Consider the following 26,049-nt stretch of genomic DNA (forward strand, 5'->3'; position numbering starts at 1 on the left):
TGATTCTCCGCTTCCGTTTAAGAACGTATCGGTTTAAAGACTCGTGAGTGACTGCTCAACGATAGATAAATCACTCGCTTTTATTCATAAGGGCTTTCGAAGTCACCAAGATGGACAAACACACTTTTGGTTTGCGTATAGTGACGTAGGGTTTCAGTACCATTTTCGCGACCAATGCCGGAATGCTTATAACCACCGACAGGCATTTCTGCAGGGGAATCTCCCCAGGTATTTATCCAACAAATACCGGCTTCTAGTTGATGAATAACGCGATGAGCGCGTGATAGGTTTTGCGTGAACACACCGGCGGCAAGTCCGTAGTCGGTTGCATTAGCGCGAGTGATTACTTCGTCTTCATCCCTAAAAGGGAGAACGGACATAACAGGGCCGAAGATCTCTTGTTGAACATGCGCCATGTCGTCTTCACAATCGATAAAAACCGTTGGGGCAACAAAGTTACCTTTATCTAATCCATTTTCGGTTACTTGGTAGCCGCCAGTGAGCAATTTAGCGCCGCTGTGTTTGGCGGTTTCAATTGCGCCCAGTACTTTGTCTAAATGCTGTTTAGAGATCAACGCACCGACTTGAGTATTAATGTCCATAGGATCACCAATAGTCATTTTTTCGGTGCGAAGTTTTAATTGTTTAATGAAATCTTGGTAGATAGCTTGATGTACAAAGACTCGAGTACCATTGGTACACACTTCACCTTGAGTATAAAAGTTCGCCACCATGGCGGCAGATACCGCTTGATCAAGTTTGGCATCGTCAAAAACAATTAAAGGTGATTTACCACCTAACTCCATAGTGACCGATTTCAAAGTCTTAGCACTGTCACCCATAACGGCTTTCCCTGTGCCTGATTCACCTGTGAAGGAAACTTTCGCGATATCAGGGTGAGCCGTTAGCATTTGACCTGCGCGGTAATCGCCTTGGATAACATTAAATACGCCATCCGGCACACCTGCTTGGGTAAATATTTCAGCCAGTTTGAGAGCGGACAGCGGCGTTTCTTCTGAAGGTTTGAAAATCATCGCGTTACCTGCAGCGAGGGCTGGAGCTGATTTCCACATGGCGATTTGAATTGGATAGTTCCAAGCACCAATGCCAGCACAAATGCCTAAAGGTTCACGGCGGGTATAGAAAAACTGTTCATCACTAAGGGGTTGTTGTTCACCTTGTAGGCTTGGAACGAGGTTGGCGTAATATTCAATTACGTCAGCACCGGTGATAATATCGACTTCTAGTGCTTCTTGCAGTGGCTTGCCGGTATCGACTACTTCTAAAGTCGCCAGTTCATCGTTTCGTGATCTAAGGATTTCAACCGCTTTTAATAAAATACGACTGCGTTCCACGGCGCTCATTTGGGACCATACTTGAAAGCCTTGTTTCGCTGATGCTATCGCTTTGTTGAGATCATCCTGTGAGGTTTGGCCGATTTCAGCGATCACTTCACCATTGGCAGGGTTAATACTGTTGAAGGTCTCACCAGATGTTGCAGCAGTCAATTGGCCGTGGATGTATAGAGTTTCTGTGGTCATATAAAAGCCTAATGATGTGAAGGTTGATTGTAAAAAGCGAGTTGTTTATCGAGGTAGTCATTGATGATTTCTCGTGCTTTTTCGGCATCAATACCCTCCGGGTTTAAGGTGCCACGCAGCCAAATACCATCGATTAGAGATGCAATGCCATGTGCCACTAAGTTGGCTTGTTCATCAGGGAGTAGCGCTTTTAATTCAATTCTTAAATGTGAAAGCAAACGCTGTTCATTGACGCGTTGAAGCCTTTTTAATTGTGCGTCATGCATCGAGTAAGACCAGAATGCCAACCATGTTTTGGCAACTTTATTTTCAGCCTGAAAGCCTTCAAAGTTAGCGTTCACAATGCCAATAATGCGTTGTTGGTGAGCATCGCTTGGTAAACCATTGAGTTTGATTTTTACCGTGTCTGAGAGCGCTCTTAAAATGGCTCGCATGGTCTCTTCTAGTAGTCCGTGTTTACCGCCGAAATAATGGTTAATGATACCAGTGGATACGCCCGCTTCTTTACTGATGAGAGAAATGCTTGCGCCGTGCAAACCTACTCTTTCAATGACCGCCATCGTGGCTTTTACTAGCTGCGGTTTTCTAATATCAGGCATTCCAACTTTTGGCATATTTCGAACCCATTTATTTTTTATTGAACGGTTAATTAACAATAATGCTACACGCAAAATGTTTAGACCTCAAATTAATATTTTTGGTTTTACAGGGTTTTCCAGATGGAGTGTGAAGGTATTTATTTAATTATCATGATGTTATATATTGTTAATAAAATTAACAAGTAGAGATTTTGATTATGGATGTAATGAGTTTTTGGGAAAAAAAATGCCAACCTATTTAAAAAGTAGGTTGGCATATTGGTTATTAGTAAAGCATGGATCTCTGGTGGATTAGAATCCTACATTCATTCCTACCCAGTAACGACGTCCGTCTTCTACATAACCATATTCATCATAAGTGACTTCTTGATCAAGTAGGTTATAAACCGCCGCATTCACTGATACATTGCTGGTTAAGTGATAGCTAACACCCATATCCCAGAAAGTATAAGATGGCGCCTCGATGCTTCTTGATGATGGACCAGTGATCGGCTCCATTTCTTCGCCGTGATATGTCACTTGAGTCCAAGCTTCTAAATCAGACGTGGCTTGCCAAGAAAGATCGGTACTAAATAAGTGTTTTGGCAGTTGAACTAAAGGTTGGCCTTTGTAAGCTCCTGATTTTTGCTCTGAATCATTTAAGGTGTAGCTTGCGTTCCAGAAGACACTTTCACCGAGCGGAGTGCCTAGAGCAAATTCGACCCCTTGTGTTTCTGCTTTATCTACGTTTGTGCGTTTAGTCGCTACACTACCACTGCTATTGATTGGTCCGCAGCTTGGGCAAGCAACGCGAGTAATTTTATCTTTGAAGTCATTATGGAACAGAGTGACCGACGAGGTTAAGCCAAAATCAGCTTGGTAGTTTAGACTGATTTCTTGGTTAATTGACGTTTCTGGTTTTAGATCCGGGTCACCATAAATATCACCGCCTCGGCTACCTTGCGCCCAATCAGCCGATGTTTCTCTTAGTGTTGGTGCGCGGTAACCAGTTGATACTCCGCCTTTTAGAACCCAGTTTGATGTAATGCTCCACACGCCGTAAGCACGTGGGCTGACATGAGTGCCATAATTTTTATCGTCGTCCAAACGTGCACCAACAGTTAAGCTGAATGAGTCGACAATCGCCCATTCATCTTCTAAAAAGAACGCATAACGATAACTATCTAATTCGGTTAAATCAGATGCGCTATTTGAAGTGTAATCTTCAAGTTTTTCATAAGTGTATTCAAAGCCAGATGTCAAAGTATGAGAATAAATGGGTGTGACAAGGCTGGTTTTAAACACCGTATTCATGCTTTCCATTTCTCGGCTTTTATTTTCCGAGTCTTCGTATTGTAGGTAAGTATTGGATTGTCCAACCGCACCCCAATTACCATTATGGGTGATCGCGTAATTAGTACGCTTATATTCATCTAAAGAATCTGCACAAGTACCTCGACATCCGGTTGTTGGTACCGATTTTCCTACTGTGCCGGCACGAGATTGCTTACTAATACCCGCTTCAAGAGAAAAGTCATGATCGTCATTTAATTGATAAATGAGTTTAGAGTTAAAGCTATTTAAATCTTTATCTTCATAACCATTGGTAATGTCATCTTCATCACGGACGGTGGTTTGGCCATTAAACTGAGCGGTCAAGTTGTCAGTCAGTGGGCCTGTTAAGTAAAAGTTAGCACTACGCTCATCACCTGAATCACGGTTTTCTTGAATCGTGGTACCAAGCTGAACATTACCATGCCATTGCTGAGCATCTTTACGGGTGATCACGTTGATAACACCGCCAATCGCATCAGAGCCATAAAGCGTCGACATAGGGCCACGGATCACTTCGATACGTTCAATCGCTTCTAAAGGTGGCAGCCAGCCTTGTTCGATACCAGGACCATCACTATTAGGACGAGTTTGACGAGAAGATTGACGCTTACCATCAACCAGAATCAAGGTATAGGCTGAGCCCATGCCACGAATACTAATGTCTTTGTTATCGCCACCACCGGTAATGGTGACACCAGGAACGGTTTTCAGTGCATCAGTCACATCGCGATAATACTTATTTTCTAATTCATCACGAGTGATCACACTGATACTCGCCGGAGCGGTCATTTCAGCTTGTTCATAACCAGAGGCAGTGACGACCATAGTTTCGGTTTTTGTAGGTTGAGCAGCGTGTGCTTGAGTGGCCAATAAAATTGATCCCGCTAAAGTGGAAAGCGGTAAACGATAACTAGACATTATTATTCCTTTAAATGATAATGATTATTAAATTCATTTGCGATTATTATCATCTTGGCAGCTATTGAATAGATCAATGTATGGAACAGACAGTTCCAAATATGGGATATGGGTTAGAGAGCGATGAAAACTGAACTACAAGGAATTCGAGCTTTTGCTGCATTAAGTCGTTATCACAGTGTGACGGCTGCGGCCAAAGCATTAAATCAACCAAAATCAACCATTAGCCGTCGCTTGGCACAATTAGAGACCGAGCTAGGGCAAGCTTTATTTATCAAACAAGGTTCTCGTTTAATGTTGACGCGTGCCGGTGAAGTGTTTGCGGAATATTGTGAGCGCTTACTTACCATGGCAGAGGAGTCACAGAACGCTTTACAATCATTAAAGCAAAGCATCAGTGGCGAAGTAACCATGATTGCTCCACCTTGTTTGATTCGTGGCTGGTTGCGCGCACAATGTCATCAATTCCTCGATGATCACTCACAAGTTAACATTCGTTTATTTACTGAAGCTCGCGATGAATATTTTCAAAATGAACCGGATATTGTGTTGTCAATTGGTGAACAAGACTTGCCTGGCACATGGCGTAAGAAAACCTTAGGTTATTGGCAATTTGGATTATACGCGTCGCCTAGTTATATCTCTCAGAAGGGAGCACCAACCCATCCCAATCAGCTCAGTCATCATCAATGGTTACCATTTGAGTGTGATAACAGTAGTACAATTTATTTATCAAATGGCCAAGAACATTGTATGGCTATGCCACCAATAAGTCGTTTAACTAGTGATAACTTATTGCTACAGATAGATTCTATTGCATCGGGATATGGCATTGGCTTGTTACCAACTTGGGTTGCTGATAATTATTCAAAAGCACATCCGGGAAATATAGAGTTGTGCATGCCAGATTGGTATAGCGCAGCTCGCCCGGTGGTGTGTTATTTTGCCGCAGGAGTCTTGCCATTAAGAGTTCAAACGTTGATTAAAGCGCTTAATGACAATACTCCGAAAGAATGGCTAGAGCCTAGAAGTGTTAAAAGTAGTGTTAACAATACAACATCTGATCATGAGAAATATAAACACATGCGATTACCGTCGACTTCAATAACATTAAATGGTGTTTCGTAGATTTCAGATAACACAGAGGCCTCGATGACTTGATTGACGTTTCCTTTTGCCACAATTTCGCCTTTTTTCAGAGCGATAATGGTATCGGAATAGCAAGAAGCAAAGTTGATATCATGGATGACAATCACTACTGCTTTATTGAGTTCATGGGCGAGCCGACGAATGGTCGCCATGATTTGCAGTGAATGTTTGATATCAAGATTATTCAGCGGTTCATCTAAAAAGATATAGTCAGTATCTTGTGCGATAACCATGGCAATAAAAGCCAATTGTCGCTGGCCACCACTGAGTTCATCGAGATATTTATCTTGAATTAAAGTAAGGTCAAGGTAGTCAATTGCCTTATCAATCGCTTGATGATCGATATCTTTTAAGTTGCCTTGGCAATAAGGGAATCGTCCAAAAGAAATTAGTTCTCGTACGGTAAAACGTAAATTAAAGCTATTGGCTTGGCGTAGTACTGATAAGCGTTTGGCGAGGGCTTTAGTATCCCATTCCACCAGTTCTTTACCATCAATCCATACTTCACCTTCATCACGTTTCAGTAGTCTTCCTGCCATCGAAAGTAGGGTACTTTTCCCTGCACCATTAGGGCCAATAATCGCAGTGACTTTCCCTTTGGCAAATTCTGCACTAGCATTTTGTACTACAGGATGTTCGCCAAAGCGTTTGGTTAGTTGTTTTAATTCAATCATCAGGGTTACATCACTTTATTGCGTAATAGCAGGAATAAGAAATAGATCCCGCCAACAAAATTAATTACCACGCTTAAGGTGGTTTCAAATCCGAATGCTTTTTCAATAATCCATTGTCCTGTCAGCAAGGTCGCTACAGACATCAAGCCACAGGCAGTAAGTAAGTACTTATGTTGGTAAGTGTTTAGCCATTCACGTGTTAGGTTGGTAATTAATAGACCGAAGAACATAATCGGCCCAATTAAAGCCGTTGAAATTGCAATTAACACGGAGGATAAAATGAGCACGGTGCGTGTAGTGCGCTTGATATCAACGCCTAGGCTGGTGGCGTTATCTTCGTCGAGTAAATACACATCAAGCGTGCGATGTAGCTTAAACAACCAGATGGATACGATGGCTAATATCGGGATGGTCCAGTAAACCAGTTCAGTATCAATATTATTGAAGCTGGCAAACATACTGGCTTGAAGATTGGAAAACTCATCAGGGTCCATCAGCATGGTTAAAAAGGAAGATCCGCTTTGGAAGAGCTGACCGAAAATCACTCCTAATAGTAGTAGTGAAATAATATTGCTGGCGGAATAGCGGAAATACAATAGAAATAATACTAATGAGAAACCCATCATCATGACTACGGAAATTGAAAAGTTGATCACATGGTTAGTCATCATCACGCTTAAGCCACCAAACAAGGTGACTACTAGCACTTGAATCAATAGATACAGTGAATCAAATCCCATAATACTAGGCGTTAATATGCGGTTGTTTGTGATGGTTTGAAAACAAAACGACGCAATGCCAATTGCAAATCCGGCAATCACCATGGCGAGTACTTTAGGTACTCGACGTGATAAGAAGTATTGATAGTTATCTGCGGTTAAACCATAGCCAATAAACAGAGTTGCCATGACTAGGCTTAACAGTAACAAAGCGATGATTTTTTGTTTATCACCTGACCATGAAGGCATACGGGTAAAGACATGCCTTTTGTTTTTAAGCATCGGTTTATTTAATAATTTAGCGCTCATGTTTCATACCTTTTAACACTAAGAAAATAAACACGCTGCCACCTAATAAACTAATCACCATAGAAATTGGGATCTCGTAAGGGAAGATAATAATGCGCCCAACCACATCACAAGCCAGTACCAAAATCGCGCCCAATATTGCGGTGCGAGGAATGTTCTTACGTAGATTATCGCCATAAAAACGGTTCACTAAGTTAGGCACAATTAAACCAAGAAAGGGAAGCTGACCGACGATCATCACCACAGAGGCAGACATGATCGAAACCAGAGCGACACCAATAGTCATTACTTGCTGATAATTTAATCCTAGGTTAATCGCAAAATCTTTACCCATGCCAACTGCCGAGATTCGAGTTGCGTAAAGGTAACTAAAAATAGCGACTGGAATAGCGATATAGAGTAGCTCGAAGTTACCTGCCAAAATGTTGGCAAAATTAGCTACCGCCCAACCAGATAGGTTTTGTAGTGCATCGTACTTATAGGCAATGAACGTGGCCATTGAAGAAACAATGTTGCCGAAAATGATACCGATAAGCGGCACAAAAACGGCATTTTTAAATTGAATACGTTGAATCAATTGAACAAAAAAGAGGGTGCCAATCATTGAAGTGGCAAAAATCAGCCAGAGTTGATCGCCATTACCAAAAATCACTAAGCTTAAAACGAAACCCAGCATGGCACATTCTATAGTGCCGGATGTGGAAGGCGCTGCAAATCGGTTTTGGCTGATTTGCTGCATAATAAGGCCAGCAATGCTTAAACCGCTCCCAGCTAATAAAATGGCTAGTAAGCGTGGTACACGACTGGTGAGAAATAATTGCCAAGCATTCGCATTACCTGAAATAAGGTGGGTTAACGAAACGTTACCCACCCCAACAAATAATGAAGATAGACTTAGGCAGACTAAAATTAACAGCAATTTAGCCACAACAACCTCAGGTTTTTATTATTTGGTTAATGACTCAATATCGGTAACCATAGTCTCTGTTGCCGTAATGCCAGAGCTTGCCACATACCAAGCGGGGATATCTAGGTAGATCATACGGTTGTTTTTATAGGCATTTGTTGACTTAACTAACTCATTATCAAAGTCTTGGCGAGTCGTGCTTTTACCTTTGTTGACTAATTTATCGCGATCTAAAATCAATAATGTAGATGGGTTTTCTTGACTAACCAGTTCGTAAGACACTAATTGACCATGACCACCTGTTTTTTCAGATTTTTTATCTTTGACTGCGATGGTTGGTTTGAAACCGAAATCTTTATATAGAACGGAAAAACGCGAACCTTCACCAAATGATGTCACATTACCACCAGAACTCATCAGCATTAATGCATCTATGTCATGGCTTTGGTTATAAGATTTAATCGCTGCAAAGCGTTGGTTTAAACCATCAATTTTCTGATTAACCAATTCTTGTTTATCAAAAATTAAGCCTAAATCATTCCAGAGAGATTGGGTGTTCTGCCAGTAATCAGAGCCATTTTCCACCGCAAAGACAAAAGTAGGAGCGATTTTCGACAATTCTTTGAAATGTTTAGAGCTGCGTGGTCCAACAATAATAAGATCAGGCTTCTGGGTGTAAATGGTTTCAAAATCAGGTTCAAAAATGGTGCCAGAAGAAGCGATGTTATCAGCGTTATATTGATCAAGATAATCAGGTAGGGGGGTCCCTTTTGACACTGCAACAGGCTTTATTTTAAGTGCATCAACGGCATCAAGTACGCCTGTACCAATGACCACCACACGCTGTGGTGATGATTCCAGTGTGGTTGAACCCATAATATGATCAACCGTGATAGATTTAGCATTCACTGAAACTGAGCATAACGTTGCAATTGAGATGAAAGCGGAGGCTATCAAACTAGATTTATTGAAACATTTCATTTCTTATCCTTTACGTAATCGATAACTATTATCATTTCGATTACTATATAGGGCAAACGTAAGAAATCAAGAGCGAATAGTGTAAATTTAGTTAAATTGATTTTTTATTTTGTGCGGTGATAGCGAAAGTTAAATTCTTATCATTTCAGAGAGTAAGTTTTAGTCTACATCTTTGATAATTTTATCAAGAAGTTGAATTAATAACTGAGCTTCTCCATCATGTAAACTTGGAAATTGGCATCGAATATGTTCAGGTATTTTTGCTGCTTTTGATTGTAAATTCTCTCCCGAGTCACTCAATTTAACGACACGTTTACGCTTGTCGTGCTGATCTTTCACTATGCTCAATAACTGTTTATCTTCCATTTTTTTGAGAATTTGCGTCATAGCGCTACCATCAATTGCGGTTTTCTCAAGTAAAGTGGTAATGCTGATGCCATCTTTTTCCCACAGTGCCATCATCACAACATATTGAGGGTAGGTTAAATTGAGCTCGGCTAATGAATCTCGGTAGGTACGAGTAAGTCCATTAGAGGCCATATATAAACGGTGGCAGATTTGGTTGTCGAGTTTGAGTTGGGGATGTTTCATGTCTATTCTCATTTTGTGCTTATCGCCATTTTAGTTTGCACACAAAATATTTGCAATTAACGTTTTTACGATCTAGTATTTTGTATGCAAAGTATTTTCGTCAACCCAAAAGGAATAAAACATGAAAGAACTACAAAGTGTTGCCTACACCGCTAAAGCGATTGCAACAGGTGGACGTGAAGGTTCAGCAAAATCAGATGATGGTCGCTTGGATGTGGCTCTTTCTACACCAAAAGGCTTAGGTGGTGATGACGGTCAAGGCACAAACCCTGAGCAACTTTTTGCCGCAGGTTACGCAGCATGCTTTATTGGCGCACTGAAATTGGTAGCAGGTCAGGCTAAAGTAGCACTACCACAAGACACGCACATTAACTCTGAAGTATCAATTGGCCCAATTGAAGGCGGATTTGGTATTGCTGTGAAATTAGAAGTGAATGTTGGCGACCTTGATAAAGCGATCGCTCAAGATCTAGTAAACAAAGCACATGAAGTTTGCCCGTACTCAAACGCGACTCGCGGTAATATCGCGATTGAACTATCCGTTGCTTAAGTCATTTAGGCTCACGTTTAGATAAAGCGTTCAAATAAAACAAAGGCCTCACGTTATTGATATAGCGTGAGGTCTTTTTGTTTTTGGTATCTCAATGTTAAATCAGTCGAATTGACTAGTCTGCAAAGGTGATATCTCTTAAAAAGAGTGCAATGCTTGGGAAGAAAATGAGTAAAGCGGCTGATAATAATAAGATAAAAATAAATGGCCCAGTGCCACGAATTACTTCCCAATAAGGGCGCTTAAAGATGGCAATCGCGGTAAATATGTCACAGCCAAACGGTGGGGTCGCAGAACCAATCGCAACTTGCAAGGTAATGATGATGCCGACATGAACCGGATCGAGTCCCGTTGCCGCAACCGCGGGCGCAAATATGGGGGTTAGTACCAAGATCACGACGATAGGGTCAACAAACATACAAGCCACGAAAAAGGCGATTGAAATAGCTGCTAATACGCCAAGTGGCCCCATTTGATCAATGCCAATCGCATCTAAAATGGTTTGTGGTACTTGAGCAAAAGAAATGATCCATGAGAAGCCATTTCCTACTCCAACGAGTATAAATACCACTGCGGTAATTAGCCCGGTAGATTTGGCTATCACATAAATATCTTGTGTATTAAGCGAGCGGAAAATAACAAACTCTAAGATGATGGCATATAGAACACACACCGCTGCAGCTTCTGTTGGGCTAAATACACCACCGTAAATACCACCGACGATAATCACAGGGAACATTAATGGCCAAATTGCTCGCTTGGAGGCGGTTGCTCTCTCGCTCCAACTTGCTTTTTCTTCGGTTGGCACTTTTTTGACGGTCGCGTAGATGTAACTGTAAATAGAGAAGAACAACAAGATCATTAAGCCAGGGCCAATGCCGGCAATAAATAGTTCTGCAATTGAAGTCTCCGAGATCACGCCATAAATAATCATGCCGATACTTGGTGGAATTAAAAATGCGATATCACTAGCATTAATAATAAGGGCTAATGAAAAAGAATCACTGTAACCTGCTTTAAGTAATTTGGGGCGTAACGCTGAACCGACGGCGACTACGGTTGCTTGGGTAGATCCAGAAACCGCACCGAATAAAGTACATGAAGCCGCAGTACTAATCGCTAGCCCACCTTTGATGTGGCCAATAAAGGTCATCACCATATTGATTAATCGATGTGCTGATTGTCCGCGTGTCATAATATCGGCGGCAAGAATGAACATAGGAACCGCGATCAGGGAAGCAGGGCGAATACCTCCAAGTACTTGTTGAATAAAGGTATCCATTTGGCTCATTCCACCAAACATCATATAAAAGCCCGTTAGAGCGGCCGCGGTGAGAGGGATCATCATTGGAAAGCCAATTAATAGCAGTACCAACATGATGAGCATTAAAGTCAGTGCCATAAAATAGTGCCTTTAGAGGTCTTGTTCATGATCGGTGTAGCCATCAACGACACCACTTGATAAGTAAACTTTTTGACTAGTGAGGTTTTTAAATACAGTGAGTAAGTATTGAATACCGGTAATAGCAAAACCCATTGGTACCCAAATATAAATCCACCAAATTTCGAACCCTAGTGCCGGTAAGATTCGACCTCGCTCATAAACGCTTACCACGTATTGAAAAGCAAAGTAAGCTAAGGCGAACATAATGACGGCAGTGATAAGTGAAATGAGGATCATCAAAAATTTTCGGCCACTATCAGGCAACATATCGAAAAACGCTGACATGCGAATATGACGCCCAAGACGAGCAGCAAAGCCGATTCCGGCAAACGTAATAAGAATGATCAATATTCGATTAATTTCTCCAGCAAAGAACAAGCCTTCACCAAAGGCAAATCTCGCTGCGACATTGATGCAAGTATTTAAAGCCATGAGCAATACGCCTGTCGCGAGCATCACCGCTTCTATTTTGCTTAGAAAGTTATCGAGGGTGCCCAAAAAACCGGGCAGTTCGGAGTGGTAATCTAACCTATCTGAATTAGGCATAGTGCTTCCTTCAATAAAGAGCACCGAATACTCTCATGCGATAAAGTGACTCGGTGCTCAGTCCTACTGTAATTAACCTTAGTTAAAGCTAATTATTATTGTGAAGCTTTTAAATCAGCCTTGAATTGATCAAGTAAGGCTTGGCCACCTTCGCCTGTCATTTCAATAAACGTTTCTTCAACTTGAGGAGCTCTTGCTTTAAATTTAGCAAGTTGCTCATCCGTCAAACGAGTGACGGTGACTTTATCGCTCTTAGACTGGATTTGTTTAAGTGATTTTTCCGCTAAACCCGTAATGTGCTTAATGGTTCCGTCATAAGCGAAATCTGAAGCTTTTTGGATCAATGTTTTATCTTCATCTGATAAGCCATCATAGAACTTCTTATTCGCCATTGAAGCGGTAGTAAACCAGCCGTGATGAGTGAAAATTAGATTTGGTGACACTTCATATAAACCGCCTGATTCAATCCAGAAGATTGGGTTTTCTTGGCCTTGAATCATATTCGTTTGTAGTGCGCCGTAAACTTCACCCCAAGGGAGTGGGGTCGGTGTTGCCCCAAAGGCTTCATAAGTTGATGACAATAGAGGGTTTGTCATGACACGTATTTTTTTACCTTTTAGCTCATCAGGAGAAGTGATTGGTTCATCGGTAGTTAAAACCATTTCACCTTCTGGATACATTTTTAGTAGCTCTAAGCCTTGCTCTGCATACAGTTTAGGGAAGTCTTCATTGATGGCTTTACTGCTACCAAAGAATTTAATAACCGCTTGAATATCCGTAGGCATTAGATAAGGAATAAAGAAAATTTGCGCCTCTGGAATTAATGAACCCGTGAAGCCAGGTGATTGGTTAACAAACTGCAAAATACCACTTTGAGTTTGCTCCATAATGTCATCCGATTCACCAAGCTCACCAAAACGATAAACTTTTAGAGTGTGATCAGAATTATCCTCGATGTACTTTTTGAATTGTTGAGCATAAATATCTTGAACATCATTTTCATATTCTTCATGGGCATAACGCCATGTGTCGGCACTAGCAAAACTTGAAAATCCAATACTTGCGGTAATGCAAGATACGGTAGCAAGCTTTTTTAAGCTATTTCGAGTAAACATTTGCTCTCCTTTCCTTGGTGATGTCGTTCATAACGATGTTTATACCCTTCGTATTTGGAGCTGCAGCTTTGTTGATAGCGCTCATTTGCACCAACCGAATAAGACGAGCTATGCTCATGGGGTCTCATTCACTTGTCGCCTCACTGTAACTCCAATTAATTTGGGTATATCTAAGGTTTTACTTAATCATCTTTTCATAAACATTTTGGACTAAACACATGGGAAGAATGCGGACTTTTTGTTGGTGTGATCATTGTCACGATTTTGGTGTGGTTTTATTCCAATATGTTGAGTGATCTAACAAATTTAAACATTCAATTTGCTTAGGTTTTTACTGTTTTTGGCTGAAAAATGTTAAGTACACTACACATTTATTTTGTGAATAATTAAAATAAATTAGCCAATATCAGCTATTTAGTCACTAAATTTAATAATAATTCAAAAGTTTCTCTTAACTAAAACTTAGAACACTATAGATAAAATTCAAGTATATAAGGCTATTGGCTAGCATCAGAAAGAAGGAGGAGAGGATTATAAAATATTGTTACGCACTAAACCGCGTTTAACGTTTTTACATAGTTTGCCAAAACGGCGGATTTCATCAAATTGTGGAGTGACACCACGCCTTAGGGCACTTTCCCAATATGACAGTTCTGAATCAACCAGTTCCATTAACTTTTTAGGGCAGCCAATACAATTCCCTTCCGTACCGCAAACAAAGGTATCTTCTTCATATAAAGGAAAAGTCTCCTTTACTTCATTAATGATGATTTGCATGGCTTCTGTACGTGTCGGTTTTCTGTTCATGCTATATCCTCTTGGTTACTAGGGTTATAATAAAATTTTAAACTTTAAAAATAAATTGAACTTTGGAGGTAGATTGAGCGTTGCAGAATGTGAAATATACCTAGCGTACTTAAATCATTATGCTTTCTGCTTCAGTTAAGGTAATCTCATTATGGAAGTCTATACGGCTATTTTTATTTAAAAGGGATATTTATGACAATGAAGAAAAGCATTACCAAGCTTGCACTACTTTTTCCTTTGGCATTAGGGTTAACCGCTTGCGGACAAGAAGACAAAACGGAAGTCATCAAAGTGGGCGCGACGGTTGGGCCTCACGCTCAAGTGGTTGAAGCGGTTGCAGAGGAAGCGGCTAAACATGGGTTGAAAGTGGAGGTGGTGACCTTTTCTGATTACATCACACCGGATGCCGCGCTAGTCGATGGCAGTATTGATTTAAACAGTTATCAGCACCAACCTTTTTTGAATAATTTTAATGATAACAATAAGAAAGCGCACTTAGTTTCTATTGGCCGATCTATTTTGATGCGCATGGGCGTGTATTCCGATAAGTATCAAAATTTGGCTGATTTACCGCAAAACGCCACCATTACTATTCCAAATGATCCAACCAATAGTGGCCGTGCTTTATTGTTACTAGCAGAAGCTAAGCTTATTACGTTAAAACCGGGCGTAGGCTCGAAAGCGACAGTGTTTGATATTGTTGAGAACCCAAAGCAGTTTGATTTTATCGAAATGGACGCCGCACAATTACCAAGAACGTTAACCGATGCTGATGCGTCTGTGATCACAATGAATTACGTAATGTCTGCTGGTTTAGATCCAAAAACACAAGGTATCTACTTTGAAGCAAAAGATGCGGAATTAGCCGTTATGATCATTGCCTCACGAGAAGCGGATAAAGATAACGAAACGTATAAAAAGTTCGTTGAGATTTATCAGTCACAACCGATTCGTGACTTTATCCAAACCACCTTTAAAGGCACGATTGAGCCAGCGTTTTAATTGACCATTTAAAATAAAACAAAAACGAGCACTTTAGATGGTAGTGTTCGTTTTTGTTTATAGTGTCCATACGCTACAAGTTTCAACATTTACGATAGAATAAAACCATGATTAGCCCTGAATGGACGGCATTGAATTTACTATGAACATAGAACACCTAAAATTACTTGTTCGTTTAGCCTCAAGCCAGAGTATTAGCATGGCAGGTCATGAGTTAGGCTTATCTCCGGCGGTCGCCAGCTCACATATTAATAAGCTAGAAGAAGGCTTAGGGGTTCGATTGGTACACAGAACCACGCGCAAAGTTTCGTTGACTGAAGAAGGGCTCGCTTTTTTGCCGTATGCGGAGGAAGTATTGGCCTCTGTTGAAGCTGCCAGAGGTGCGGTAGGCGCTGGGAATAATAATCCAACTGGGACTTTACGAGTGACTGCACCAGCCTCATTTGGGCGTATGCATTTGATCCCTGGATTAAACGCGTTTATGGCTAAATACCCTGATATCACCGTCGATTTTCGTTTTTCTGATTCGATTATCGATATGGTGGAAGGTGGATTTGACGTGGCGATCCGCGTGGCTGAACTCAAAGACTCAACGTTAATTGCTCGTAAGCTTGCTCCTGATCGTCGTATCGTGGTGGCCTCTCCAGATTATCTAAAACAGAATGGTGAACCCAATACGCCACAAGAGCTGGTGGATCATGATTGTATCAACTTAATGGGAATGGATAACTGGGCTTTCAAAACTGAAAATGGCCTAGTGAATGTGCATACTTCAGGACGTTTTCGAACGGATAATGGGGATGCGATGCGTGATGCCTCTATTCATGGTGTTGGTATTTCGATCAACTCATTATGGAGTGTTCATCAGCATCTTGAAAATGGGGAGTTGGTGGAAATATTACAAGATTATCCACTGGATATGAATGCCAGTATTTGGGCCGTCTATCCAAGTTCTCGTTTAACCCCGTTAAAAGTTCGAGCATTTATTGATTACTTTATTGAGTACTTTAGTCAGCAAACCTATTGGGAATAAAGACTATCTAAAGTTTTTATAACATCGTTTACCTTCGCTGAATCTAAAGCATCCGAGTGAGGCATAGCAAAAGCTTCAATATCGTTATCAAAATAGGCACCATGTGCTTGAGCAAATTCGTCTGATAGCGCCGCTTTTACTAAAATATCGGCGCCAAGTTGAATATCGCCACCGGCAACACCATAAGCCTCTTTCACCATTTTACTTCCCAGAAAAGACTTGGGATTCACCGATACGATCATAGGACCTGTCTCTTTATAGGCTAAACCCAAGTGCCGAGACCACATCGTAAGTGCTAACTTGCTTTGGGCATAAGCGGCATTGTCGTTGAGATCGGTTTTCCCGATAAGTGCATTTAAATCGACACTCGTTTGTGCTGCTGATGAAAGATTTACTACGCGACCAGTTTTATCGAATAGCGGTAATAACTCTTTGGTTAAGATGTAAGGAGCGAGGGTATTGACCACAAATCGAATATCTAAATTATCTTGCGTCTTAGGAGTGGAAGTGGTGAAAACCCCGGCATTATTGATGATGATATCTAATTTTCCAAAGCGCTCAGCCACTTCGATCACCATGGCTTTAACCATAGCGATGTCTGATAAATCAGCTGTGATCGTTTCAACTTTATTTTGAGCGGTTTGCTTCAGTGTTTGTTGCAGTAAATTTAATTTTTCTGAATTTCGACCATGTAAAATCACATGATGGCTTTGTTGCACTAATGATTTTGCTGTTTCTAAGCCAATGCCATCTGTTGCGCCAGTGATTAAGATAATTTTTTTCATAGGTCAGATTCTCTATGGGGGGTATATGGATATTGTAAGTTGTAAACATCATACCCCAATCATTTTCAATAAAATCTATAAAGTAATTCAACAAATCACTCTATTATCAATTTTAAACTTTCACGTATGATTGCTTTCAACGTTAGCGCATTGGTTGATTTTTCCCTTAGCGCTGTAATCTACATTGTATTGAAATAAGGTATCAAGATGTCTCATCCAATCATCACAGATCTAAACAACCGTTACACTGCAAAAAAATATGATGAAGAAAAGCGTATCTCTCAAGAAGATATGGCTATCATTAAAGAAGCGATTCGTTTATCGGCATCATCGATTAATTCTCAGCCTTGGAAATTCCTTGTTTTGGAAACGGATGAAGCAAAACTTCGTTTTCACGATACGTTTGCCAATATGCACCAGTTTAACCAACCACATGCGAAAGCGGCCTCACATACGATTCTTTTGGCGTACGATCCAAAATTTACCAAAGAAAAGTTTGCCAAACGGGTTGATGCTGAAGTGACATCAGGCCATTTACCAGCAGAGATGTACGATCAATTTATGGGTGCTTATGCCTTCGTTGATGCCAATACCGATGAATCAGGTTTTAATGGTCACTGGTCTAAAGCTCAAATGTATCTTGCACTAGGTAACCTATTGCATACTTTGGCTCGCTTAGGTATTGATTCCACTCCAATGGAAGGCGTTGATTCAACCTTAATCGGAGAGTCATTCAAGTCGGAGTTAGATGGTCATATTTGTGAAGTCGCCATCGCGATTGGTTACCACAAAGATGGCGAAGATTATAATCACGGCTTACCGAAAGCTCGATTGGCTCTCGATGATGTGATTACGACGTTGTAAAGATTAAGATAAGGTAGCCATTACATATAACGAGTATTTCAGATGAAGTACTCGTTTTTTATCTTCATAACTCCTGCTCAATTTCCCACATCGTTTTACATCTCCCCCTTTTTTTTGTTAAGGTGCGCGCGCATCAAATTTGTGAGAGGGATAAATGAAATTACTGTATAAGTTGGATGAATGGGTATCCCTTCCCGAAAACGAACAGCAATCCCGTCTTCCTTTCTCTGGAAGTAGTCAACTTGATGATGTGTTTGTCCGCTATCAGCTGGTGGATTTAAACAAGCCACTATTGTTTACTTTCTCTCCTTCTGGCACGGATGTGAAAGAGCGAGATCTGCATGACAACTTCTTTCCCTGGGGCTATGAACTTGCCCAACAACATCAAGTGAATGTGATTGCTTTTCAGCACCTTGAGATCAGTAATTGGTTCCGCAGCCCGAATTTGATTTATTTCCTTGAGCAACTTTCGATGTTGCTAACGCCTTTCAAGCTTCGATTAGGTTATGGCTTAAGCCGTGGCGGCTTTGCGATAGGGGCTTTCGCTAACTTGCTTAAACTGGATCATGTGTTGTTGTTCTACCCAGTCAGTACCAAAAATCAATCACTGGTGCCATGGGATGATCGTCCTAGTACCCAGCTCGCTCAACAGTTTGATTGGCAAGGTGATTATCATGATCGTGACCTAGGTAATGCTCAGGGTTATATTATTTATGACCCAACCAATGACATCGATAAGCTTCATGCTGAACGTTACCCAGAACTGATCCATTTTACTGTGGTGGGAATGGGGCATGGCGTTCACCCGAATAATTTAGACAGGCGAGATTTTTATAATCAGATGGTCGAGCAATTTATCCATCATCAAATAATAGATATTTCTCAATTTAATGAACAAGTCAAAATCCAGTTTTTAAAAGAGGACTGAACGCCCTTATATGGGAAATACGACACAAATAATTTTAAAACAATTGCTTACGGCAGTTTAGATGGAGGATAAATGAAGCTACTGTATTGGTTAGATGAATGGTCTGCGCTTGATAAACAAGAGCAACAAGCGAGGCTACCAATAACAGGAGAAGACTTACTAGACGATGTTTTTGTTAAATATGAGTTTGTCGATTTAAACAAACCATTGTTGTTTACCTTTTCGCCTGCCGGCACCAATCTACAGCAACAAGATTTACACTCAGACTTTGCACCTTGGGGTTACAGTCTTGCTCAAAAGCAAAATGTGAATATCCTCTCTTTCCAGCATCTAGGCAAAAGTAATTGGTTTCGTAGCCGTAATTTAATTTTCTTCCTAGAGCAACTATCTACCTTATTAGCACCGTTTGAGTCTCGCTTAGGTTACGGGCTAAGCCGCGGTGGTTTTGCCATCGGGGCATTCGCAAAATTGCTGCAATTGGATCAAGTATTGTTGTTTCATCCTGTCAGTACCAAAAATAAAGATCTTGTACCTTGGGATGACAGAAGCAGTACTGAGCTCGCCCAACAATTTGATTGGCAAGGGGATTACCACGATTTAGATCTTGGTGATGCTCAGGGTTATATTATTTATGATCCAACCAATGAAATCGACCGTCTACATGCCAAACGCTATCCACAACTGACCCATTTAAGAGTGTTCGGCATGGGCCACGGTACCCACGCCACCTATCTCAATAAGTTTGGTTTTTATAAACAAGTTGCGGTGGATTTTATTTGTCACCAACAGATCGATATTGCTCAGTTTCGCCATCAAACCAAAACGTTGCGCTTAAAAGAGGAATACTACGATAGCCTCAATAAAGCGAATGTAAACTCTGCCCATCGTTTAGGTTTATTGAGCACCGCACATAACGTGTTAATTGATGAGAAAAGAGCCCACGTCAAAGAACATAAGAAGACCATTGATATTCAACCACTGGTAGAGATTGCGACCAAGCACCAGCAAGATAACCCGCAAGATGCGTTAAAGCTTTTAGAAGTCGCTAAGAAGATCGCACCAGATGATTTGTTGGTTGAGCATAAATTGCAGCAGTTGTCTTAAATTGGCTATATGGAGCGTCCCTTCTCTAGAGCAATTTACAATACAAACCCCAACAAAAAAGCGAGCACTTCTCAGTACTCGCTTGTATCATTTTAGCTTTTTATAAACCCTTACTGATAACTCTCAATGCTCGGGCATGAGCAAATCAAGTTACGGTCACCGTAGACGTTATCGACACGGTTGACGGTTGGCCAGTATTTGGCATCTTTGGCTTGAGCCGATGGGAAGCAAGCTTCTTCGCGAGTGTATGGGCGATCCCAAGTATCGCTCATTAAGTCCGCTTGAGTGTGTGGCGCATTGACTAACGGGTTGTTGTCGAGCGGCCATTCACCTTGTTGTACTTTGTCCATTTCTTGACGGATGGCGATCATGGCGTCACAGAAGCGATCTAGCTCGGCTTTGTCTTCCGATTCCGTTGGCTCAACCATTAAGGTTCCCGCTACAGGGAATGACATGGTAGGTGCGTGGAAGCCGTAGTCCATTAAGCGTTTAGCAATGTCTTCTTCGCTGATGCCGGTTGCGTCTTTAAGCGGACGAATATCAATAATACATTCATGCGCGACACGGCCATTGTGACCACGGTAAAGCACGGGGTAGTGTGGGCGTAGACGCTCCATGATGTAGTTAGCATTTAAAATGGCGATCTTAGTGGCTTCGGTTAAGCCTGTGCCGCCCATCATGGTGATGTAAGCCCATGAAATCGGTAGAATAGAAGCACTACCTAGATCTGCTGCTGAAACCGCGTAGTCTTTGCCTTCAACGCCATTTTCAATGTGACCTGGTAAGAATGGAGCAAGGTGAGATTTAACACCAATAGGTCCCATACCTGGACCACCCCCACCGTGTGGAATGCAGAAGGTTTTGTGTAGGTTCAAGTGTGAAACGTCACCACCAATCACGCCCGGGTTCGTTAAGCCAACCTGTGCGTTCATGTTGGCACCATCCAGGTAAACCTGACCGCCAGCGGCATGTACCATGTCACAGACTTTTTGCACTTGTTCTTCGTACACACCGTGAGTCGATGGGTAGGTGATCATAATGCTTGAAAGCTCGTTGCGGTGTTTATCGATTTTCGCAGCAAGATCTTGCATATCGATGTTGCCGTACTCATCACACATTACCACCACCACTTTCATGGATACCATAGAAGCAGTAGCAGGGTTGGTGCCGTGTGCAGAACTTGGAATTAGACAAACATTACGATGACCTTCACCGCGGCTTTGGTGGTAGCGTTGAATCGCGATTAAGCCTGTATATTCACCAGAAGCACCGGAATTAGGCTGGAGAGAAAACTCATCGTAGCCGGTGATTTCACACAGTTGTTTTTTCAGAGAATCAGCAAGGGCTGTGTAGCCAGTGGCTTGCTCTAATGGCGCGAATGGGTGGATTGCACCAAACTCTGGCCAAGTGATCGGGAGCATCTCAGCGGCTGCGTTGAGTTTCATAGTACAGCTACCCAATGGGATCATGCCGTGTGTTAAGGAGAAATCTTTGTTTTCCAGTTTCTTCAAGTAACGCATCATTTGGGTTTCGCTACGATGGGTGTTGAATACTGGGTGAGTTAAGAACTCAGAGGTACGCTGACAATCGGCTGGAATGGCTGAAAATTCATCGGCGGCAATTTTGCTGGAGAAATCTTCCACTTTGCCTTCTACCGAGAACACAGCAAATAGCGCTTCGATATCTTCTACTTTAGTTGTTTCATCCAGGCTGATACCAATTTGAGATGGTAGCTTACGTAGGTTAATACCCGCATGTTGCGCCGCTTGGTATAAACGCTCGGTTTGTTCTTGGCTGTCGATCGTGATGGTGTCGAAGAAAGTATGGTGTACTAACTTATGACCAGCTGATTGTAAGCCAGCTGCAAGGATCGCGGTAAAGTGGTGAGTGCGGCGCGCGATGGTACGTAAACCTTCAGCGCCATGATAGACCGCATAGAAAGAAGCCATGTTGGCAAGTAGAGCTTGAGCAGTACAAATGTTTGAGGTCGCTTTTTCACGGCGAATATGTTGTTCACGAGTTTGCATTGCCATGCGTAGTGCTTGTTTGCCTTTACTATCGATAGACACACCGATCACACGGCCTGGCATGGTACGTTTGTGTTTTTCACGGGTTGCCATAAAGGCTGCGTGTGGTCCGCCGTAGCCAACGGGTACGCCGAAGCGTTGTGCGCTACCAATCACGACATCAGCACCCATTTCGCCCGCTGGTTTTAATAGAGTAGAGGCCAGTAGATCAGTGGCAACCGTCACCAGTGTTTTATTGGCTTGAGCCGCTGTGATTACATCGGTTAAATCGCGAACTTCACCTGTAGTGTTTGGGTATTGAAGTAGCGCACCAAAAACATCTTGTTGAGGTAGGCTATCGACATTGCCAATCATCACTTCAAAGCCAATGAATTCAGCGCGGGTTTTTACGACTTCGATGGTTTGAGGATGCACATCATCAGCCACAAAGAACACGTTACTTTTGCTTTTGCCAGCACGTTTACATAAAGTCAACGCTTCACCGGCAGCGGTGGCTTCATCAAGAAGAGAAGCATTGGCGATATCCATGCCGGTTAGGTCGATCACCATTTGTTGGTAGTTAAGTAGAGACTCTAAACGACCTTGAGAGATTTCTGGTTGATAAGGTGTATAAGCGGTGTACCAACCTGGGTTTTCAAGCACATTACGCAGGATAACGTTTGGCGTGAAAGTGTTGTAGTAACCTTGACCAATAAAAGTACGTTGCACCTTGTTAAGTTGTGCAATGCCTTTTATTTTTGTCAGCATATCTGCTTCGCTCATTGGTGCGTCTAAGTTCATAGGCGCTTGCAAGCGAATGTTAGCCGGAACGGTTTGTTCGATTAATTGATCAAGTGAATCTGCCTTGCTATCACTGAGTGAGTTAATGATATCGAGCATGGCTTGTTGATCGTTAGAGTTCGGCCCATTGTGGCGACCAATAAACTCTTGGCTGTTACATAAATCATTGATTAGATTAGTCATGGTGTTACCTGAATGAAAGTAAAAGCCAGCGAATAAAGGCTGACTTTTTGAATGTAGATTCGATTTTCGAGCGCTGCGCTTCTCGTTACTCGTGTCTCGAAGCGTTTAACCACAGCCTTCTTTTCCAAGCCCCGAGCAGCGCAGCGTCCTAGTTACGAGAAACGTAATTACTCTTCTTCAATGCTCGCCAGATAATCTTCCGCACCTTGCAAGTTATCTAATTCAGAGGCGTCATCTAACTTCACTTTAACAATCCAGCCGCCTTCATAAGATTCGCTGTTGATAAGTTCAGGGCTGTCTTCTAGCTCTTCGTTGATTTCAACAATTTCACCTGTCACAGGAGCATAAATATCCGACGCCGCTTTTACCGACTCCACTAAAGAAAAGCTATCACCGGCATCGATGGTGTCACCGACTTCCGGTAGATCAACAAAAACCACATCGCCTAGCATTTCTTGAGCGTGTTCAGAAATACCGATGGTTACTGTACCATCACCATTATCACGAACCCATTCGTGGCTTTCGGTAAATTTTAGAGTCATGTCCATTTTATTTGCTCCTAAAAATAGAAAGTTTTTCTAATCAATGATTTATCGCGCAATCGTTTGCTTTTGGGTCGGCAAAACGATCGTGTTAATTAGTGTAGTCATTGAATGTGTATTTAAAAAGAACGGAAGTTGGCGAGAAATATTTCCTTTCAAGCCTTACCATTCTTGCATGCGATTACCCATAACATACTTTTCACAAGTCGATTATTCAACCAAAAGTTTCCTATAAGAAACAAGATTTCCATTTTTGTTACCTAACGCACCTTTTAGGAAATAGTTTCCCTTTAATCTGATATTTTGAATCGGTAGACTGTTTAGGCAATCGTTTGCTTTAATCCTAAGTGATTTGGGTATATCTAGTGAAATCCTAGATTTTAAAGCAATGAAAAAGGGATAGCACGATAGGGGACATCGGTGAGTGTAAAAAGTGAATTAGTAAATAAACAGATGACGTTTCAGTCAGACGATCCTGATCAAACCTTAACGCCATTGAATTTAGGGCAGCGTTTGAAAGATATCCGTTTACAGATGGGGCTAACGCTAGAAGAAGCGAGTAAGCGCACAGGCTTGGCGCGTTCGACATTATCTAAAATCGAAAACGAGCAAATTTCTCCGACTTTTCAGGCTTTGCAAAAATTGGCGACTGGATTGGATATGCCGATCCCACAAATTTTTGAGCCACCAAAACAAGCCAGTGCTATTGGTCGACGTGACGTGACTTTAGCAGGTGAAGGTAAACCTCATCCAACGACAACTTATGAGCACGAATTATTGGCGACTCAACTTTCCAATAAGAAAATGGTGCCGTTTAAAAGCCGAATTCGCTCACGCAACTTCGATGATTATCAAGAATGGATTCGCCACGATGGTGAAGAGTTCTTGCTCGTGCTGGAAGGGGAGGTGCGCTTTTATAGTGAATTTTATGAACCTGTTGAATTAAAACAAGGCGATAGCGTGTACTACGATGCCAGTATGGGGCATACCTTGATTTCTGTCAGTGATGACGATGCATTAATACTGTGGGTTACCGCTAAATAAGCATAATGTTGTTTATTTGTTACAAAAATGAGTGTTTTTTCACAATTTTATGATTCTTACTAGGTACGATCGTTTTTCATGCTTATTATGAAATCATTCAGAGTATGCTCTATGGAGTGGTTTTTGCATGGCTCTGGTTCGATTTGTGTTCTTATATACCCAAGTCATGTGGATATAAGCGGGCATAAGTGAATAATCATAAGAGAAAGGACTTCATATGGAAGCGTTAACCAATTTTATTTCTGCTATTAATGGGGTTGTCTGGGGCGTCCCAATGCTGGTTATTATTTTAGGTGTCGGGTTATTTTTAATGCTCGGTCTAAGATTTATGCCAATCTTAAAACTACCGCAAGGTTTTAAGTTGTTATGGAATGGACGCACCAGTTCATCGGAAGGGGACATTACGCCATTTAACGCCTTAATGACTTCGCTTTCTGCCACTATTGGTACCGGTAATATTGCTGGTGTGGCAACCGCCATTGCACTCGGTGGTCCAGGTGCATTGTTTTGGATGTGGTGTACTGCGTTAGTCGGTATGGCAACTAAATATTCAGAAGCGGTATGTGCGGTGACGTACCGTGAAAAAGATGAATATGGGAATTATGTCGGTGGCCCGATGTATTACATCAAAAACGGTTTATCGAAAAAATGGACATGGCTAGGAACGCTATTCGCCATTTTTGGTGCAATTGCCGGTTTTGGTATTGGGAATGGTGTACAAGCTAACTCGGTTGCAGATGCATTAGATAGTAATTTTGGTGTCTCTCCTGTGATCACTGGCGTTGTGTTAATGTTGTTGGTTGGTCTGGTTCTTATCGGTGGTATCAAACGTATTTCTGAAGTGGCGGGTAAGCTGGTTCCTCTAATGGCGTTGTTTTATATCGTTGCCGGTCTAGGGGTAATGATTGCCCATATTTCAGATATTCCAGCCGCATTTGCTTTGATCATCGAAAGTGCCTTTAGCCCAGTAGCGGCACAAGGTGGCTTTGCTGGTGCAGCGGTTTGGGCTGCTATTCGTTTTGGTGTGGCTCGTGGTGTGTTCTCCAATGAAGCCGGTTTAGGTTCTGCGCCGATTGCTCACGCAGCCGCAAAAACCAAGAACCCAGTGAAACAAGGTTTGGTTGCGATGCTCGGTACTTTCATTGATACCATCATCGTATGTTCAATTACCGGTTTTGCGATCATTTTGTCTGGCGAATGGATGTCGGGCGAAACAGGCGCATCGTTAACGTCAAGTGCGTTTGGTAGTACTTTCTCGTTTGGTAATGTGATTGTGGCTATCGCGTTGGCTATTTTTGCTTTCACGACTATTTTGGGTTGGAGCTTCTATTGTGAGAAATGTGTCCAATTCTTATTTGGTACCAAAGCGATTAAACCGTTTCGTATTGTATGGGTACTTGCCGTGCCAGTTGGTGCGATGAGCTCATTAAACTTTATTTGGCTACTGGCCGATACCATGAACGCTATGATGGCGATTCCAAACTTAATTGCCTTGGTGTTACTAAGCCCAGTGGTATTTAAATTAACTCGTGACTATTTCTCAGGGAAAGACGTCACAATTAAAGAAACGAAATAGTTTCGGCTGTTATCAAT

The 26,049-nt window shown here is 41.8% G+C and carries 24 protein-coding genes; 9 read left to right on the forward strand and 15 right to left on the reverse strand.

What is annotated here, in order from left to right; all coding sequences use genetic code 11:
• Positions 1-80 precede the first annotated feature (80 nt).
• The 3 genes from betB to ACE3G9_RS00115 form a co-directional block, all read right to left on the reverse strand.
• A complete protein-coding gene (betB, locus tag ACE3G9_RS00105; RefSeq protein WP_449218088.1) occupies positions 81-1,541 on the reverse strand; it encodes a betaine-aldehyde dehydrogenase in 1,461 nt (486 codons plus the stop codon).
• An 8-nt stretch (positions 1,542-1,549) separates the two neighbouring features.
• On the reverse strand, positions 1,550-2,155 hold the full coding sequence (betI, locus tag ACE3G9_RS00110; RefSeq protein WP_449218089.1) for a transcriptional regulator BetI: 606 nt from the start codon (positions 2,153-2,155) through the stop codon (positions 1,550-1,552).
• Positions 2,156-2,431: 276 nt separating this feature from the next.
• Complete coding sequence (locus ACE3G9_RS00115; RefSeq protein WP_417880993.1) at positions 2,432-4,372, reverse strand: ligand-gated channel protein; 1,941 nt, start codon at positions 4,370-4,372, stop codon at positions 2,432-2,434.
• 123 nt (positions 4,373-4,495) lie between these two features.
• Between ACE3G9_RS00115 and ACE3G9_RS00120 the strand changes: the two genes are divergently transcribed.
• Complete coding sequence (locus ACE3G9_RS00120; RefSeq protein ID WP_449218090.1) at positions 4,496-5,500, forward strand: LysR family transcriptional regulator; 1,005 nt, start codon at positions 4,496-4,498, stop codon at positions 5,498-5,500.
• On the opposite strand, the gene vctC is transcribed toward ACE3G9_RS00120, so the two are convergent.
• The 5 genes from vctC to ACE3G9_RS00145 all read right to left on the reverse strand — a co-directional run bounded on the left by vctC (position 5,437) and on the right by ACE3G9_RS00145 (position 9,702).
• Complete coding sequence (vctC, locus tag ACE3G9_RS00125; protein ID WP_449218091.1) at positions 5,437-6,195, reverse strand: iron chelate ABC transporter ATP-binding protein VctC; 759 nt, start codon at positions 6,193-6,195, stop codon at positions 5,437-5,439. The two genes, ACE3G9_RS00120 and vctC, sit on opposite strands and share 64 nt — an antisense overlap.
• A 5-nt stretch (positions 6,196-6,200) precedes the next feature.
• Positions 6,201-7,163 carry an iron chelate uptake ABC transporter family permease subunit gene (locus ACE3G9_RS00130; protein WP_449218399.1) on the reverse strand — a complete coding sequence of 321 codons (963 nt, stop codon included), beginning with the start codon at positions 7,161-7,163 and terminating at the stop codon, positions 6,201-6,203.
• Positions 7,164-7,212: 49 nt separating this feature from the next.
• Complete coding sequence (gene vctD / locus ACE3G9_RS00135; RefSeq protein ID WP_417880990.1) at positions 7,213-8,151, reverse strand: iron chelate uptake ABC transporter permease subunit VctD; 939 nt, start codon at positions 8,149-8,151, stop codon at positions 7,213-7,215.
• A gap of 18 nt (positions 8,152-8,169) precedes the next feature.
• The gene (locus tag ACE3G9_RS00140) at positions 8,170-9,111 is read right to left on the reverse strand and encodes a siderophore ABC transporter substrate-binding protein (RefSeq protein WP_449218092.1); all 942 of its coding nucleotides are present in this window, start codon (positions 9,109-9,111) and stop codon (positions 8,170-8,172) included.
• A 159-nt stretch (positions 9,112-9,270) separates the two neighbouring features.
• Entirely contained in the window at positions 9,271-9,702 is a 432-nt protein-coding gene (locus ACE3G9_RS00145; RefSeq protein WP_417880988.1) for a MarR family winged helix-turn-helix transcriptional regulator, read from the reverse strand.
• A 121-nt stretch (positions 9,703-9,823) separates the two neighbouring features.
• Between ACE3G9_RS00145 and ACE3G9_RS00150 the strand changes: the two genes are divergently transcribed.
• Positions 9,824-10,252: an organic hydroperoxide resistance protein gene (locus tag ACE3G9_RS00150; RefSeq protein ID WP_417880987.1), complete on the forward strand. Its 429-nt coding sequence runs from the start codon at positions 9,824-9,826 to the stop codon at positions 10,250-10,252.
• 115 nt (positions 10,253-10,367) lie between these two features.
• Here ACE3G9_RS00150 and ACE3G9_RS00155 read toward each other — a convergent pair whose 3' ends face one another.
• The 4 genes from ACE3G9_RS00155 to ACE3G9_RS00170 form a co-directional block, all read right to left on the reverse strand.
• On the reverse strand, positions 10,368-11,654 hold the full coding sequence (locus tag ACE3G9_RS00155; RefSeq protein WP_417880985.1) for a TRAP transporter large permease: 1,287 nt from the start codon (positions 11,652-11,654) through the stop codon (positions 10,368-10,370).
• Between the two features lie 12 nt (positions 11,655-11,666).
• Positions 11,667-12,242, reverse strand: coding sequence for a TRAP transporter small permease (locus ACE3G9_RS00160; RefSeq protein ID WP_417880984.1), 576 nt, complete (start codon positions 12,240-12,242; stop codon positions 11,667-11,669).
• Positions 12,243-12,337: 95 nt separating this feature from the next.
• Positions 12,338-13,357, reverse strand: coding sequence for a TRAP transporter substrate-binding protein (locus ACE3G9_RS00165; protein WP_449218093.1), 1,020 nt, complete (start codon positions 13,355-13,357; stop codon positions 12,338-12,340).
• Between the two features lie 531 nt (positions 13,358-13,888).
• Complete coding sequence (locus ACE3G9_RS00170) at positions 13,889-14,164, reverse strand: hypothetical protein (protein ID WP_449218094.1); 276 nt, start codon at positions 14,162-14,164, stop codon at positions 13,889-13,891.
• Between the two features lie 192 nt (positions 14,165-14,356).
• Here ACE3G9_RS00170 and ACE3G9_RS00175 point away from each other — a divergent pair, with 192 nt between their 5' ends.
• Both ACE3G9_RS00175 and ACE3G9_RS00180 read left to right on the forward strand, forming a co-directional pair.
• Entirely contained in the window at positions 14,357-15,166 is an 810-nt protein-coding gene (locus tag ACE3G9_RS00175) for a MetQ/NlpA family ABC transporter substrate-binding protein (RefSeq protein ID WP_449218095.1), read from the forward strand.
• 142 nt (positions 15,167-15,308) lie between these two features.
• On the forward strand, positions 15,309-16,199 hold the full coding sequence (locus ACE3G9_RS00180; RefSeq protein ID WP_449218096.1) for a LysR family transcriptional regulator: 891 nt from the start codon (positions 15,309-15,311) through the stop codon (positions 16,197-16,199).
• Here ACE3G9_RS00180 and ACE3G9_RS00185 read toward each other — a convergent pair.
• Positions 16,187-16,984, reverse strand: coding sequence for an SDR family NAD(P)-dependent oxidoreductase (locus tag ACE3G9_RS00185; protein WP_449218097.1), 798 nt, complete (start codon positions 16,982-16,984; stop codon positions 16,187-16,189). The two genes, ACE3G9_RS00180 and ACE3G9_RS00185, sit on opposite strands and share 13 nt — an antisense overlap.
• Positions 16,985-17,191: 207 nt before the next feature.
• Here ACE3G9_RS00185 and ACE3G9_RS00190 point away from each other — a divergent pair, with 207 nt between their 5' ends.
• The 3 genes from ACE3G9_RS00190 to ACE3G9_RS00200 all read left to right on the forward strand — a co-directional run bounded on the left by ACE3G9_RS00190 (position 17,192) and on the right by ACE3G9_RS00200 (position 19,880).
• A complete protein-coding gene (locus tag ACE3G9_RS00190) occupies positions 17,192-17,848 on the forward strand; it encodes an NAD(P)H-dependent oxidoreductase (protein WP_417880978.1) in 657 nt (218 codons plus the stop codon).
• Positions 17,849-18,002: 154 nt separating this feature from the next.
• A complete protein-coding gene (locus ACE3G9_RS00195) occupies positions 18,003-18,776 on the forward strand; it encodes a cytosolic protein (RefSeq protein WP_449218098.1) in 774 nt (257 codons plus the stop codon).
• Between the two features lie 72 nt (positions 18,777-18,848).
• Entirely contained in the window at positions 18,849-19,880 is a 1,032-nt protein-coding gene (locus tag ACE3G9_RS00200; protein ID WP_449218099.1) for a cytosolic protein, read from the forward strand.
• A gap of 110 nt (positions 19,881-19,990) precedes the next feature.
• Here the strand turns inward: ACE3G9_RS00200 and gcvP are convergent, their stop codons facing one another.
• Positions 19,991-22,870, reverse strand: coding sequence for an aminomethyl-transferring glycine dehydrogenase (gene gcvP, locus ACE3G9_RS00205; protein WP_449218100.1), 2,880 nt, complete (start codon positions 22,868-22,870; stop codon positions 19,991-19,993).
• 167 nt (positions 22,871-23,037) lie between these two features.
• Positions 23,038-23,418: a glycine cleavage system protein GcvH gene (gcvH, locus tag ACE3G9_RS00210; RefSeq protein WP_417880974.1), complete on the reverse strand. Its 381-nt coding sequence runs from the start codon at positions 23,416-23,418 to the stop codon at positions 23,038-23,040.
• Positions 23,419-23,865: 447 nt separating this feature from the next.
• Between gcvH and ACE3G9_RS00215 the strand changes: the two genes are divergently transcribed.
• Positions 23,866-24,456 carry a helix-turn-helix domain-containing protein gene (locus tag ACE3G9_RS00215; protein ID WP_417881012.1) on the forward strand — a complete coding sequence of 197 codons (591 nt, stop codon included), beginning with the start codon at positions 23,866-23,868 and terminating at the stop codon, positions 24,454-24,456.
• Positions 24,457-24,673: 217 nt separating this feature from the next.
• The gene (locus ACE3G9_RS00220) at positions 24,674-26,032 is read left to right on the forward strand and encodes an alanine/glycine:cation symporter family protein (protein ID WP_417880973.1); all 1,359 of its coding nucleotides are present in this window, start codon (positions 24,674-24,676) and stop codon (positions 26,030-26,032) included.
• Positions 26,033-26,049 lie beyond the last annotated feature (17 nt).

It is taken from the genome of Vibrio sp. E150_018, assembly GCF_053544035.1.